Raw genomic sequence first — 13,755 nt, forward strand, 5'->3', positions numbered from 1 at the left:
GGTCTGACGCCGTGTCCGGCATTCCCCGCCCCGAGACCGTCGCGCCGTTCCCGTTGCAGCAGCTCGCCGAGTTGCTGCCGGCAGCGCAGGCGGGTGGTGACGCTGAGGTCACCGGGGCTACTCACAGTAGTGGCGCGGTTCGTCCTGGCGACCTGTACGCGGCTCTGCCCGGTGCCAACCGGCACGGCGCCGAGTTCATCGCGGACGCGGCGCGCTCCGGAGCGGCGGCGGTGCTCACCGATCCGGCCGGGCGGGAGGCGGCGCTCGCCGCGGGTCTGCCGGTGCTGATCGCTGACGACCCGCGGGCGGTGCTCGGCGCCGCGGCCGCCGCGATCTACGGCGAGCCGTCGCGGCGGCTGACGATGATCGGCATCACCGGTACGGCGGGCAAGACGTCGACGTCGTACCTGGTCGAGGCCGGGCTGCGCGCCGCCGGGCTGGTGACCGGGCTGGTCGGCACGGTGGAGACCCGGATCGGCGACCTGGTCGTGAAGAGCGTGCGGACCACACCGGAGGCGACCGACCTCCAGGCGATCCTGGCCGCGGGGCTGGAGCGCGGGGTGCGGGCGGTGGTCATGGAGGTCTCCAGCCACGCGCTGGTGATGGGCCGGGCCGACGGGATCCGGTTCGCGGCCGGTGGCTACACCAACTTCGGCCAGGACCACCTGGACTTCCACCCCACCACCGAGGACTACTTCGCGGCGAAGGCGCGGCTCTTCGACGGCCGGTCCGCCGCCGAGATCCTGAACTTCGACGACGCCGCAGTCATGCGCCTCGCCCGCGACGAGACGATCACCTTCTCGGCCCTCGGTGACGAGCGTGCGACCTGGTGGGCCTCGGACGTCGCGCCGGCCGCGTTCGGGCAGCGGTTCGTCGCGCACGGGCCGGACGGTGTCACCGTCGAGACCGGCGTCGCCCTGCCGGGCCTGCACAACGTGGCGAACGCGCTGCTCGCGCTGGCATTGCTGGTCGCCGTGGGCGTCGACCCGGCGGTCGCCGGGCGGGGCATCGCTGCCTGCCGCGGCGTACCGGGGCGGCTCGAGCAGGTCGAGGCGGCCGGTGACGTGCTGGGCGTCGTCGACTACGCGCACAAGCCCAACGCCATCGTGGCGGCGCTGGCCGCGCTGCGGGAGCTGGCAACGGCGCGCGGCGGGCGGCTGATCTGCGTGATCGGTGCCGGCGGCGACCGGGACCGGGGCAAACGGCCGCTGATGGGTGAGGCCGCCGCGCACGGTGCCGACCTGGTGATCATCACCGATGACAACCCCAGGACCGAAGACCCTTCTTCCGTACGGGCAGCCGTGCGCCTCGGCGCCGAAGAAGCGTCCCGGGGCGCTCTCTCGCCCGCCAAGGTCATCGAGGTGGGTGGCCGCCGGGCGGCGATCGACGAGGCGGTCCGGCTGGCCTCGGCCGGCGACGTGATCGCGGTTCTGGGCAAGGGCAACGAACAGGGCCAGGAGGTCGGCGGCGAGATCCTGCCGTTCGACGACCGCATCGAGCTGGCCGCAGCACTGGAGGGCCGACCATGATCCGCATGACGCTGGCGGAGATCGCCGAGATCACCGGCGGGCGGGTCGTCAACGCCGGCCCGGACGTGGCGGTCACCGGCGAAGTCGAGTACGACTCCCGCAAGGTCGGGCCCGGTGGGCTCTTCGTCGCGTTCGCCGGTGAGAAGGTGGACGGCCACGACTTCGCCGGTGCCGTGATCGAGGCCGGTGCGGCGGGCATCCTCGGCACCCGCGACACCGGGTCGCCGGGAGTTGTCGTCGCGTCGCCGCTCGAGGCGCTGGCGGCACTGGCCCGGGTGGTGCTCTCCCGGCTGGACAAGCTGACAGTCGTCGGGCTGACCGGGTCGTCGGGGAAGACCACGACCAAGGACTACATCGGGCAGCTGCTGTCCCGGGTCGGGCCGACCGTGGCGCCGGCCGGGTCGTTGAACAACGAGCTCGGATTCCCGTACACGGTGCTCCAAGCGACCACCGAGACCCGCTTCCTGGTGCTGGAGATGGGCGCCCGCGGTGTCGGCCACATCCGGTACCTGACCGATATCGCCCAGCCGCAGATCGGCGTGGTGCTCAACGTCGGCGCGGCGCACATCGGCGAGTTCGGTTCGGTGGAGGGCACGGCCCTCGCCAAGGGCGAGTTGGTCGAGGCGCTGCCCGCAGACGGGGTCGCGGTACTGAACGCGGACGATCCGCTGGTCGCCGCGATGGCCTCGCGCACCTCCGCCCGCGTCGTGCTCACCGGGGAGTCGGCGGCCGACGTGCGGGCGACCGGCGTCATCCTGGACCGTTCCGGCCGCGCGAGCTACGTGCTGCACGTCGGCGACCGGTCCGGGAACGTCGGGCTGGCGGTCGCCGGGCGGCACCAGGTGGCGAACACCCTGGCCGCCGCCGCGGTGGCCCTCGCCGCAGGCATGGACTTCGACGAGCTGACCACCGCCCTGAGCCACGTCGGCATCGTCTCCGGCCGCCGCATGGACGTCTTCGACCGGCCCGGCGGGGTGACGGTCATCGACGACTCCTACAACGCCAACCCGTCGTCGACCGAGGCCGCTCTCCGAGCCCTCGCCGCGATGGGTGAGGGGCGGCGTACCACCGCTGTACTCGGCTACATGGCCGAGCTCGGCGAGTTCGAGGTGTCCGGTCACGCCGAGGTGGGGCGGCTCGCCGCCGAACTCGGGGTGGACCGGCTGATCGCGGTAGCCGGGAACGCCCGGCCGATCCTGGACGGTGCCGCCGGCTTCACGGGGTGGCCGGGCACGGCGTACTTCGCCGCCGACCAGGCAGCCGCGATCGAGATTCTGCAGCAGGACCTGCGCGCCGACGACGTCGTGCTGGTCAAGGGTTCCCGGTACCGCACGTGGGACGTTGCCGACTGGCTGCGGCGTCCCGAGGAGGTTTAGCCCCGTGAGGGCAGTAATCGTCGCGGCCGCGGTCGCCTTTCTCATCTCGCTGTTCGGCACCCCGCTCGCCATCAGGGTCTTCTCGGCCCTCAAGGCGGGACAGCCGATCCGCTCCCTCGGACCTGCCAGCCACCAGGGCAAGAAGGGCACCCCGACGATGGGCGGGGTGGCGTTCATCATCGCCACCGTCTTCGCCTACGTGGCCGGGCACCTGGCACTGACCACGCTGCCGGACCGGCAGATCGCCCAGGAGAAGCCGACCATGACCGCCCTGGTCCTGCTCGGTGTCTTCGTCTTCTGTGGCGCCGTCGGCTTCCTCGACGACTTCCTCAAGGTCCGCAAGCGCAACTCCGACGGCCTCAGCGCCAAGGGCAAGCTGCTCGGCCAGCTGATCATCGGCACCGGGTTCGGCGTGGCCGCGCTTTACTTCCCGAGCACCAACGGCCAGACCGTGGTCAGCGAGAACATCTCGTTCATCCGCGACGTCAGCTGGCTCGACGTCGGCAAGGTCGGCTCGGTCATGGTGTTCGTCTTCGTCATCATGGCGATGTCCAACGGGGTGAACCTCACCGACGGTCTCGACGGTCTCGCCACCGGTGCGTCGATTCTGGTGCTCGGTGCCTACTCGCTGATCGGCTTCTGGCAGTACCGGCACTGGTGCGGTGACGACGACTATCGCACCACCAGCGCGCTTACCGAGCAGCATTGCTATCAGGTTCGAGATCCACTGGAGATCGCGATGATCGCGGCGGCGGCTGCTGCTGCCTGTGTCGGCTTTCTCTGGTGGAACACGAACCCGGCTCGGATCTTCATGGGGGACACGGGGGCGCTCGCGCTGGGCGGTTTGATCGGCGGGCTGGCGGTGGCTACGCGTACGACGCTGCTCTCGGTGATCATCGGTGGGCTCTTCGTCATCATCACGATGTCCGTTGTCATCCAGATCATTTCGTTCAAGACGACTGGTAAACGGGTTTTCCGCATGTCGCCGCTTCAGCATCATTTCGAGTTGGCGGGGTGGAGTGAGGTCAACATCGTGGTCCGGTTCTGGATCATCGCTGGGATTTGTGCGGCTATCGGGCTCGGGCTGTTCTACAGCGATCACCTGGCGGTAATGGGCTGACGGGCTCGGTGGGGGCGCGCCTTATCCGGCGCCCCCACTCCGTCCGCCCCCCGTCACCTCGCCCGCCCGGCCCGTGTCGCCCGGCCCGTGTCGCCCGGCCCGTGTCGCCCGGCCCGTGTCGCGCCGCTTCGGGGTCGCATTGCGCCCTTCCAGCGGATGTAGGCGCACACAGAGGCCGTCCGTGGGTGTCTACATCGCCTATGGCGACCATCAGCGCGCACACAACCTCAACGTGTGCGCCCACCACCCCCAGGCGCAGCCGCGAACGCTTGGACTGGCCGTCCACCGCCGAGATCTTGTGAAGTAGGGGCGCTGCGTTGCCGCCCAAGGCCACAAGATCGGGGCGCGCGGCGCAAGGGGGAGGGGCGCGGGCGCAAGGGGGAGGGGTGGGAGGTGGAAGTCTCGTGCGACACGCCATCGATGTGACGGGGTGGGATGTGGACGGCGGACGATGATGGGGGTATGGCGGACGACCGTACTTCCATGGCCCGCCCGTCACTGAGCCGGCAGCTGCTGCCGGCGGTGCACGGGTTGCTGGCGCGGCCCCTGTCGTCCTACTACCTGCTGATCGCGAGTTCCGGTCTGTTGCTGTTGATCGGGCTCACCATGGTGTTCTCGGCGACCAGTGTGGAGGCGTTCGCCGCACACGGTGACGCGTTCTCGGCGACGAGCAGTCAGGCGCTCTACGCGCTGCTCGGCCTCGTCGCCTTCTGGATCTGCCAGCGGCTGCCCGCGCTGACCCTGCGCACCCTCGGCAAGTATCTGCTGGGTGCGGCGATCGTCCTGCTGACGCTGCTGGCGGTGCTGAACGCATTGAGGTCGCTGAAGGTGCTGGACGACGAGGCCACGCTCGGGCCGCTCAAGGCGAACCTGAACTGGCTGATCGTCGGACCGGTCAGCGTGCAGCCGGGTGAGCTGGCCAAGCTGGGCATGGTGCTGTGGGGCGCCGACGTGATCGCCCGTAAGGGGCCGACCCTCGGCTACTGGCGTGAGCTGGCCATGCCGCTGTTCCCGGTGATCGGGCTGCTGTTCGTGCTGGTCGGCTACAACGACCTGGGCACCATGCTGGTGCTGCTGGCGCTGATCGTCGGGCTGCTCTGGGCGGCGGGGGTACGCCTGCGGGTGTTCACCGCGCTGGGTGTGCTCGGTCTGGCCGGTGTCGGCCTGCTGATCGCGGCGGCCTCGCGTGGTGCCGGCTCGGGTTCCGAGGACGCGCCGAACTATCGGCTGGAGCGGCTCACCAGCTTCCTCACCCCGCTGGACCAGTGTGACCCGGCGAAGGAGTGCTACCAGGCCATCCAGGGGCGGTCGGCGATCTTCGAGGGCGGCTGGTTCGGCGTCGGCCTGGGGGAGAGCGCGCTGAAGTGGGGCTGGGTGCCGGAGGCGGAGAACGACTTCATCTTCGCGATCGTCGCCGAGGAGCTGGGTGTTGTCGGGTGCGCGGTGGTGCTGGCGCTGCTGTCGGTGCTGGCGTACACCGGTTTCCGGATCGCGCGCCGGGTCAACGATCCGTTCCGCCGGCTCGCCGCTACGGCGATCACCACCTGGCTGGTCGCCCAGGCCGTGATCAACATGGGGGGCGTGGTCGGGCTGCTGCCCATCACCGGCCTGCCGCTGCCGTTCATCTCCGCAGGTGGCAGTGCCCTTGTCGTGACGCTGGCGGCGATCGGCATGCTGGCGTCGTTCGCCCGGGCGGAGCCGGAGGCGGCGCGAGCCCTGAACGCCCGTCCGACCCCGCGATGGGTACGACTAGTGTGGGCCCCGCTGCCGCCGCTCCCCCCGCCGCGGCGGCCGGCGAAGCCGCGCCCGCCCGCTCAGAAGAAGCCGGGAACCCGGGCATCCGCGGGCGGGGGAAAGAGCCGTCTCTAGCCCGTCTCAGGTGTCGGGCGGAGCGGTCGGAAGAGGAAGGAGACGGTGATGGGTCCGCTGCGGTCCGTCGTGCTCGCCGGAGGAGGCACCGGCGGTCACATCTACCCGCTGCTCGCCTTCGCCGACGCTCTGCGGCGCCACTTCCCCCAGATTCGGATCACGACGCTGGGCAGCCCCAAGGGCATGGAGAACCAGCTCATCCCGGCGGCCGGTTACGACCTGCGGGTCATTCCGGCGTTCCAGCTGCCCCGGTCGCTGAACCTGGATCTGCTGCGCACGCCGGACCGGATGTACCGGTCGGCGGCCGCGGCCGGTGAGATCATCGACGAGGTGCAGGCCGAGGTCGTGGTCGGGTTCGGTGGGTACGTGTCGGTGCCCGCCTATCTGGCGGCGTGGCGGCGCGAGATGCCGATCGTGATCCACGAGGTCAACGTGCCGCCGGGCGTCGCGAACCGGATGGGCATGAAGTTCACCAAGCGGATCGCCGTGGGCTTCCCGCACCAGTTGGAGCAGGCCGAGTCGCTGCGTAACGCGCGACTGGTGGGCGTACCGCTGCGGACCGGGATCACCCACATGGACCGGCCCGCGCTGCGGCCGCAGGCGCTCTACCACTTCGGGTTGCGCCCGGACCTGCCGGTGCTCTTCGTGTCCGGCGGTTCGTCCGGCGCCCGTACGATCAACCTGGCTGTCGCCGCGGCGGCGAAGCGACTGGCCCACGCCGGCATCCAGGTCCTGCACGTCCAGGGCGGGCGCAACGACCCGTTCGAGGTGCCGAAGGACCTGCCGGTGCCCTATGTCGTCGTGCCCTACCTGTCGGACATGCAACTTGGTTACGCTGCCGCCGACCTGATGCTCTGCCGGGGCGGTGCGATCACGGTCGCCGAGACCACGGCGCTGGGCATGCCCGCGGTGTATGTGCCGTACCCGTTCAGCAACCAGGAGCAGCGCCGCAACGCGCTGCCGGTGGTGGAGTCGGGCGGCGGCCTGCTCGTCGACAACAGCGAGCTGACCCCCGACTGGATCGAACGCAACATCATCCCGCTGGCGCGGGACCGGCAGCGGCTGGCCGCGATGGGCGCCTCGGCAGCCCGATACGGCCGCCGCGACGGTGACGAGGCGCTGCTGCGCTTCGTTCTGGAAGCGGTGGGCTGATGTCTGAACGCGGTGGGCCGACGCGTGGGCGTGGTGGGCTGATGTACGGACGCGGTGGGCCGACGCGTGGGCGTGGTGGGCTGATGTACGGACGCGGTGGGCTGATGTCGGGACGCGGTGAGCTGATGCTTTTTCTCGAGGGAGTGGATCTGTGAACACGGCGGAGCTGACGCCGGCCGGCGAGACGACCGCCGAGGACCTGGGCAGCGTGCACCTGATCGGGATCGGCGGTGTCGGCATGGCCGGCCTGGCCCGGCTCCTGCTGACCCGGGGCGTCCCGGTCTCCGGCAGTGAGCTGCGGGAGTGGCCCGCCCTGGCGGCGCTGCGGGCGCTCGGCGGCACCGTCCACATGGCGCACGTGCCGGAGAACCTGGACGGCGTCGACACCGTCGTCTACTCCACCGCGATCCCGAAGGACCACGTGGAGATGGTGGAGGCGCGCCGCCGCGGGCTGCGGGTGCTGCACCGCTCGGAGGCGCTCGCCGCCGCCATGACCAACCGGCAGACGATCGCGGTGGCCGGCACCCACGGCAAGACCACCACCACGTCGATCATGACGGTGATCCTGCAGCACGCGGGTCAGGACCCGTCGTTCGTGATCGGCGGCGAGATGTCGGCGGCCGGGTCCAACGGGCACCACGGCACCGGGCCGCATTTCGTGGCGGAGGCCGACGAGCACGACCGCTCGTTCCTGATCTACCGGCCGCACGTCGCGATCATCACCAACATCGAGGGCGACCACCTCAACAACTGGGGTGATCTGGAGACGCTGAAGGCGGGCTTCCTGGAGTTCGGGTCGCTTGCCGACGGGTTCGTGGTGACCTGCGCCGACGGTCCGGGCACCGACGAGCTGATCGCCGGGCTGCGTGCGGCGGGCAAGACCGTTTACACGTACGGCGAGTCGGCCGACTCGGATCTGCGGATCAGTGACATCGTCACCACTGTGAGCGGCGTGCGCTACCAGGCGGAGCTGAAGGGCAAGCCGCTCGGTGAGATCAAGCTGGCGCTGCCCGGCAAGCACATGGGGCTGAACAGCGCCGCGACCGTGCTGACCGCGCTCAAGCTGGGACTCCCGCTGGACAAGGTGGTCGAGGCCCTCGCGTCGTTCCCGGGGGTGCGCCGCCGGTTCGAGCGCAAGGGCATCGCCGCGGGGGTGCGGGTCTACGACGAGTACGCCTACCACCCGACCTCCGTCAAGGTCGCGCTGCGGACCCTGCGTGACGTTGCCGGTGACGGGCGGCTGCTCGTGGTGTTCCAGCCGTACCGGGTGTACCGCACGCGTGACCTGGAGGCCGAGCTCGCCGACGGGCTGGCGGTCGCCGACGAGGTGATCTGCATGGAGGTGTTCGGGCCGGGTGAGACCCGTGGCCCGGGCGAGGGCGGCCGGTCCCTGACGGCGGCGATCGACCTGCCCGCCGAGCACAAGGTGTTCGTGCCGGACTGGGAGGACGTGCCGGCCGAGGTGGTCCGGCGCAGCCGTCCCGGCGACGTGGTGGTGACCATGGGCGCTCCGCCGATCTCGCTGATGGGCGACGAGTTGCTGGGCGCGCTCGCCGAGGACGACCAGCACCCGGACCTGGCGAGGTAGAGCCGGTGGCGGGCGGGGGCACGCGCAACTGGCGGCTGGTGCGGGCCGACACGGACGCCGTACCGCCGTCGGCCCGGCGTTTCATGGCCCGGGCCCGGCAGCGCCGGCTGCGTGCCGCGCTGCCGTGGCTGGTGGCGGCCGGTGGGCTGCTGGTCGCCGGTGGCCTGGTCTGGCTGGTCTACGGCACCGCGGTGCTGGGTGTGCGCCAGGTCGACGTGGTCGGCGCCGAGCTGCTCAGCCCGGAACAGGTGCGCGAGGCGGCCGCTGTCCCCGCGCTGCGCCCGCTGGCCCGGGTGGATCTGGACGAGGTGAGCGCACGGGTGCGCGGGCTGGCACCGGTGGACCGGGTGGTGGTCAGCCGGAGCTGGCCGTCGACGCTCGTCGTCGAGGTGGTGGAGCGGACCCCGGTGGCCGCGGTGCCGGTGCGCGAGAAGTTCGAGCTGATCGACGACGAGGGTGTGCCGTTCCGGGTGGTGGCGAAGCAGCCGCGGAGCCTGCCGCTGGCCCGGGTCGCCACACCGGCGCCGGGCGACGAGAACACCGGTTCGGCGCTGACCGTGCTGAACGCTCTGAGCGACGAGCTGCGCGAGCAGCTGGTGGCGGTGACGGTGCTCTCGCCGGTGGAGATCCGGCTGGAGCTGCGCAAGGGACGCGTCGTGGTCTGGGGCGACGACACCCAGAGCCCGCAGAAGAGCAAGGTGGCCACCGCCCTGCTGTCACAGAAGGGCGAGGAGATCGACGTCAGTGCACCGTCCGTGGTGACCATTCGGTGATATTCGGGTCAACCGGACGATATGTCGCAAACGGAATTTAACGATCGAGGTTACGGGTCAGTCGGATACTCGCCACGTAAGCGGACGCGACACGCCGCCCCGGGTCTTTGGCTGCGGGCGCATGTCCGCATACGTTGCGTCGAGAGGTTCGAGTGGTTGACATAACTCTGAACCTCTAGTAGAGGGTGAGGGTTTCCTCGCCCTCCCTTGTACGGCAGCGGATGTCGAAGTGCGGTCTGCGGATCGCAGGGGCCGTCGACGTCCGCCAACCCTGGAAGGGAAGGCTGAGCCCGATGACACCTCCGCACAACTATCTTGCGGTCATCAAGGTCGTCGGCATCGGTGGTGGCGGCGTGAACGCCGTGAACCGCATGATCGAAGTTGGGCTCAAGGGCGTCGAGTTCATCGCGATCAACACCGATGCCCAGGCGCTTCTGATGAGCGATGCCGACGTCAAGCTCGACGTCGGCCGGGAACTGACCCGTGGACTGGGCGCCGGCGCCCAGCCCGAGGTCGGCAAGAACGCCGCCGAGGACCACCGCGACGAGATCGAAGAGGTGCTCAAGGGCGCCGACATGGTCTTCGTGACGTGCGGCGAGGGTGGCGGCACCGGCACCGGTGGCGCTCCCGTGGTGGCCAACATCGCCCGTAAGCTCGGCGCGCTCACCATCGGTGTGGTGACCCGGCCGTTCTCGTTCGAGGGCAAGCGGCGTCAGGTGCAGGCCGAGGCCGGCATCGACGAGCTGCGCAACCAGTGCGACACGCTCATCGTCATCCCGAACGACCGGCTGCTGGCTCTCGGCGACCGCGGCATCAGCATGATGGACGCGTTCCGCCAGGCCGACCAGGTGCTGCTCTCCGGTGTGCAGGGCATCACCGACCTGATCACCACGCCGGGTCTGATCAACCTCGACTTCGCCGACGTGAAGAGCGTGATGAGCGGCGCGGGCAGTGCGCTCATGGGCATCGGCAGCGCCCGCGGTGACAACCGCGCGGTCGAGGCGGCCGAGAAGGCGATCTCCAGCCCGCTGCTGGAGCAGAGCATGGACGGCGCTCGCGGCGTGCTGCTCTCCATCGCCGGCGGCTCGGACCTCGGGCTGTTCGAGATCAACGACGCGGCGCAGCTGGTGACCGATGCGGCCCACCCGGACGCCAACATCATCTTCGGTGCCGTGATCGACGACGCGCTCGGTGACGAGGTGCGGGTGACAGTGATCGCGGCGGGCTTCGACGGGGGTACGCCCTCCTACAAGCCGGCCGAGCCGGTGCGCAAGGTGCCGCAGCCGGCCACGGGTGGCACCACGTCGCCGGTCGCCCCGGCGGTCCCGGTGACCACGGCGACGCCCGCCACCACGCCACCGCCGCGGAGCCGGATGCTCTTCGACGACGTGGACGTTCCGGACTTCCTCAAGAACGGCTCCTGACGCGCTCTCCCGTACCCCCAGAAGGTTTTGATCTTGATCGACCCCGGACGGCGCGCCCAGCTCGCCGCCTCGCTGGAACAGGTGCGGGAGCGCATCAGCAGTGCTTGCGCGGCGGCCGGGCGGCCGCCGCAGAGCGTCACCCTGACCGCGGTGACCAAGACCTACCCGGCGAGTGACGTCCTGTTGCTCGCCGGGCTCGGCGTCACCGACGTCGGTGAGAACAAGGACCAGGAGGCGGCCGCCAAGGCTGCCGAGGTGCGCGCGGCGGGTGCGCGGTTGCGCTGGCACTTCGTGGGCCAGCTGCAGCGCAACAAGGTCAGATCAGTTGCGGGGTACGCCGACGTGGTCGAATCGGTCGACTCGGAACGCCTGGTCACGGCACTGGCCCGCGTGGCCGCCGATCGTGCCGTCCCGCTCGAGGTGCTGATCCAGATCAGCGTCGACGGTGACCCGGCCCGCGGCGGCGTGGTTGAAGATGATCTTTGGCGGGTATCCGACGCAGTGACCTCATCGGACAGTCTTCGGCTCGGCGGCGTGATGGCCGTCGCTCCGCGCGGCTGGTCGCCGGATCGCGCGTTCGCGCAGCTCGCAGTCCTGGCAGGGCGAATGAGCGAGCGTTACCCCGGTGCGACGACGATCTCCGCGGGCATGAGCGGGGACCTGGAAGCGGCCGTCCGGCACGGGGCGACACACGTACGGATCGGTACATCTTTACTCGGGATGCGAAACTCGCTGCGGTAGCCTTGCGGCGGGCAGCAAACTACACAGGTGTTGTTTTACGCGACGTGTTCCCCGCGGGTGCTCGGCGCGTCGACGACGCGGCGTCGCAGCGGGTCGGTGGTCCGAATCGGACCTGGTTTCCGGCTCGCAGAGGGGGAGCGCGGCACGCCGGAGGGGGCGCGGGCCGCAACAGCGGATGGAGAGGTGGGGGGCATGGACTCATCCCAGGGAGGGGCGGTATGAGCGGCGCGATGCGTAAGGCGGGCGTCTGGCTCGGCCTCGTCGAGGAGGACGACGACCGCGGGTACGAGGACCGCGGTTACCGGGAGAGCTCCTACCGTGGCCGGGACCGCGACCGTGATCGTGACCGGGATCGCGACCGTGACCGGGATCGCGACCGCTACTCCAGCAGCCGGTACGCGGACGAGTTCGCCGACGAGGACGAGGTCGAGGTCGAGGAGCGCCCCGTACCGCGAGCCCGCCCGGAGCGGTCCGAGCGCCGGCTCGGCGAGCGGATCTCGTCGGTCCGCGACGACCTGGACCGGGAGGAGAGCGACCACCTCGATCGGGCGAGCGTGCGCTCCATCACCCGGCCGTCGGCCGCGCCCGACCAGTCCGGCTCGCTGACGTACGGCACCAGGGAGAACCTCGCGCTGAAGCCGCAGCCCGCGGTGCACCAGCAGCCGGTGCACCAGCGCCAGGTCGAGGAGGAGCAGCGGTACCAGATCACCACGCTGCACCCGACGACCTACCGCGAGGCGCGCACCATCGGTGAGCACTTCCGCGACGGCGTTCCGGTCATCATCAATCTCACCGAGATGGATGAGTCGGATGCCCGCCGTCTGGTCGACTTCGCTGCCGGGCTGGCTTTCGGTCTGCGCGGTACGATCGAGCGCGTGACCAACCGGGTATTCCTGCTCTCACCGGCAAACGTCCAGGTCACCGCAGAGGACAAAGCCAAGATCGCTGAGGGCGGCTTCTTCACCCAGAGCTGATTGACCCGAACGAGGGATCCGCCTGACGTGCTGTCGATCGTGTTCCAGATTCTCTATGTGTTGCTGTACCTCTTCTTCGTCGTGCTGCTGGCCAGGTTCGTGCTGGGTGCGGTGCTCCAGTACGGACGGCGCTGGCAGCCGAGCCGGGGTGCTTCCGCCGGACTCGAATCGGTGTGGAGCGTCACGGATCCACCCCTCAAGGCGTTGAGGCGTGTGATCCCACCGCTGCGCATTGGTAACGTGAGTTTGGACCTGGCTTCCATCGTGCTGCTGGTTATCCTGTTCGTGCTCATGAACTTCGTGCTAACCCCGCTGATTCGTACTTACAGCTAGACAGCAGCCCCGCCCCAACCGCGGCCGCGACTGACCCGAGGAGTTTCGATGCCGCTGACCCCGGCCGACGTGCACAACGTCGCCTTCAAGAAGCCCCCGATCGGCAAACGGGGGTATGACGAGGAGGAGGTCGACGCCTTCCTGGACGAGGTGGAGCGCGAGCTCGCCCGTCTGATCGAGGAGAACAACGAGCTGCGTGCCCAGGTGGAGCGCGGCGGTCGGGGTGGCGCACCAGCCGGCCCGGGTGCCGATCCCCGCATGGCTGCCGAGCTCAACGACCTCAAAGCGCAGCTCGACCGGGTGCAGCGGGACAAGTCGGCGGCCGAGCAGGCCGCCCGGCAGATGCAGGCCGAGCTCGAGCAGGTCCGCGCCCAGGGCCCCGGCCCCGGTGCCGGCCCGACCGGTGCGGACGGCGAGCAGCAGGCTCTGCGCGTGCTGATGATGGCCCAGCGCACCGCCGACGACCACGTGTCGGATGCCCGCCGCGAGGCCGACAAGCTCCTGGCCGACGCCCGTTCGAAGGCGGAGGAGGTCACCCGCGAGGCGCGGGCCAAGGCCGACGCCCTCGAGCGCGACGCGCGCCAGCGGCACCAGGAGGCCATGGGCGGCCTGGACGCCAAGCGGACCGCGCTCCAGAAGCACATCGAGGAGCTGAAGCAGTTCGAGCGGGAGTACCGCACTCGGCTCAAGGCGTACCTCGAGAGCCAGCTGCGTGACCTGGACGGTCGTGGCCAGGGTCTGGAGGCCGAGATGGCCCGGGCCGACGCCAACCGTTCGGTGGGTGGTTCCGGTGGTCTCGCCGCGGCCGGCCTTGCCGGGTCGTACGGCGGCAGCCGTGCCAACTCCATCGAATCGGGTCGCTGACCGCAGCCCCGC

At 70.2% G+C, this 13,755-nt stretch carries 12 protein-coding genes; all 12 read left to right on the forward strand.

The genetic code is table 11. From position 1 onward, the window contains the following. Positions 1-11 precede the first annotated feature (11 nt). The 12 genes from ACFQV6_RS28965 (at position 12) to ACFQV6_RS29020 (ending at position 13,743) form a co-directional block, all read left to right on the forward strand. Entirely contained in the window at positions 12-1,529 is a 1,518-nt protein-coding gene (locus ACFQV6_RS28965) for a UDP-N-acetylmuramoyl-L-alanyl-D-glutamate--2,6-diaminopimelate ligase (RefSeq protein ID WP_378030770.1), read from the forward strand. Continuing rightward, complete coding sequence (gene murF / locus ACFQV6_RS28970) at positions 1,526-2,905, forward strand: UDP-N-acetylmuramoyl-tripeptide--D-alanyl-D-alanine ligase (RefSeq protein WP_378030771.1); 1,380 nt, start codon at positions 1,526-1,528, stop codon at positions 2,903-2,905. The genes ACFQV6_RS28965 and murF overlap by 4 nt, the downstream gene beginning before the upstream one ends. A gap of 4 nt (positions 2,906-2,909) precedes the next feature. After that, entirely contained in the window at positions 2,910-4,025 is a 1,116-nt protein-coding gene (gene mraY / locus ACFQV6_RS28975; protein ID WP_378030772.1) for a phospho-N-acetylmuramoyl-pentapeptide-transferase, read from the forward strand. 462 nt (positions 4,026-4,487) lie between these two features. Next, a complete protein-coding gene (locus tag ACFQV6_RS28980; protein ID WP_378030773.1) occupies positions 4,488-5,894 on the forward strand; it encodes an FtsW/RodA/SpoVE family cell cycle protein in 1,407 nt (468 codons plus the stop codon). 48 nt (positions 5,895-5,942) lie between these two features. After that, positions 5,943-7,046 carry an undecaprenyldiphospho-muramoylpentapeptide beta-N-acetylglucosaminyltransferase gene (murG, locus tag ACFQV6_RS28985; RefSeq protein WP_378030774.1) on the forward strand — a complete coding sequence of 368 codons (1,104 nt, stop codon included), beginning with the start codon at positions 5,943-5,945 and terminating at the stop codon, positions 7,044-7,046. A gap of 151 nt (positions 7,047-7,197) precedes the next feature. Continuing rightward, a complete protein-coding gene (gene murC / locus ACFQV6_RS28990) occupies positions 7,198-8,634 on the forward strand; it encodes a UDP-N-acetylmuramate--L-alanine ligase (protein WP_378030775.1) in 1,437 nt (478 codons plus the stop codon). Positions 8,635-8,639: 5 nt separating this feature from the next. Continuing rightward, complete coding sequence (locus tag ACFQV6_RS28995) at positions 8,640-9,407, forward strand: cell division protein FtsQ/DivIB (protein ID WP_378030776.1); 768 nt, start codon at positions 8,640-8,642, stop codon at positions 9,405-9,407. 293 nt (positions 9,408-9,700) lie between these two features. After that, positions 9,701-10,831, forward strand: coding sequence for a cell division protein FtsZ (gene ftsZ, locus ACFQV6_RS29000; RefSeq protein ID WP_378030777.1), 1,131 nt, complete (start codon positions 9,701-9,703; stop codon positions 10,829-10,831). A gap of 30 nt (positions 10,832-10,861) precedes the next feature. Further along, complete coding sequence (locus ACFQV6_RS29005) at positions 10,862-11,572, forward strand: YggS family pyridoxal phosphate-dependent enzyme (protein WP_378030846.1); 711 nt, start codon at positions 10,862-10,864, stop codon at positions 11,570-11,572. 218 nt (positions 11,573-11,790) lie between these two features. Next, on the forward strand, positions 11,791-12,546 hold the full coding sequence (locus tag ACFQV6_RS29010; protein WP_378030778.1) for a cell division protein SepF: 756 nt from the start codon (positions 11,791-11,793) through the stop codon (positions 12,544-12,546). A 27-nt stretch (positions 12,547-12,573) separates the two neighbouring features. Beyond that, the gene (locus ACFQV6_RS29015) at positions 12,574-12,879 is read left to right on the forward strand and encodes a YggT family protein (RefSeq protein WP_378030779.1); all 306 of its coding nucleotides are present in this window, start codon (positions 12,574-12,576) and stop codon (positions 12,877-12,879) included. A 48-nt stretch (positions 12,880-12,927) separates the two neighbouring features. Then, the gene (locus tag ACFQV6_RS29020) at positions 12,928-13,743 is read left to right on the forward strand and encodes a DivIVA domain-containing protein (RefSeq protein ID WP_378030780.1); all 816 of its coding nucleotides are present in this window, start codon (positions 12,928-12,930) and stop codon (positions 13,741-13,743) included. Positions 13,744-13,755: the final 12 nt, after the last annotated feature.

The organism is Actinoplanes sp. GCM10030250, assembly GCF_042666575.1.
GTDB lineage: Bacteria > Actinomycetota > Actinomycetes > Mycobacteriales > Micromonosporaceae > Actinoplanes.

What these genes read in the sequence shown, in the direction of transcription:
- murF (WP_378030771.1), top strand. Translation starts at nt 1,526, where the DNA reads ATGATCCGCATGACGCTGGCGGAGATCGCCGAGATCACCGGCGGGCGG.
- ACFQV6_RS28980 (WP_378030773.1), top strand. Translation starts at nt 4,488, where the DNA reads ATGGCGGACGACCGTACTTCCATGGCCCGCCCGTCACTGAGCCGGCAG.
- murG (WP_378030774.1), top strand. Translation starts at nt 5,943, where the DNA reads ATGGGTCCGCTGCGGTCCGTCGTGCTCGCCGGAGGAGGCACCGGCGGT.
- ftsZ (WP_378030777.1), top strand. Translation starts at nt 9,701, where the DNA reads ATGACACCTCCGCACAACTATCTTGCGGTCATCAAGGTCGTCGGCATC.
- ACFQV6_RS29010 (WP_378030778.1), top strand. Translation starts at nt 11,791, where the DNA reads ATGAGCGGCGCGATGCGTAAGGCGGGCGTCTGGCTCGGCCTCGTCGAG.
- ACFQV6_RS29020 (WP_378030780.1), top strand. Translation starts at nt 12,928, where the DNA reads ATGCCGCTGACCCCGGCCGACGTGCACAACGTCGCCTTCAAGAAGCCC.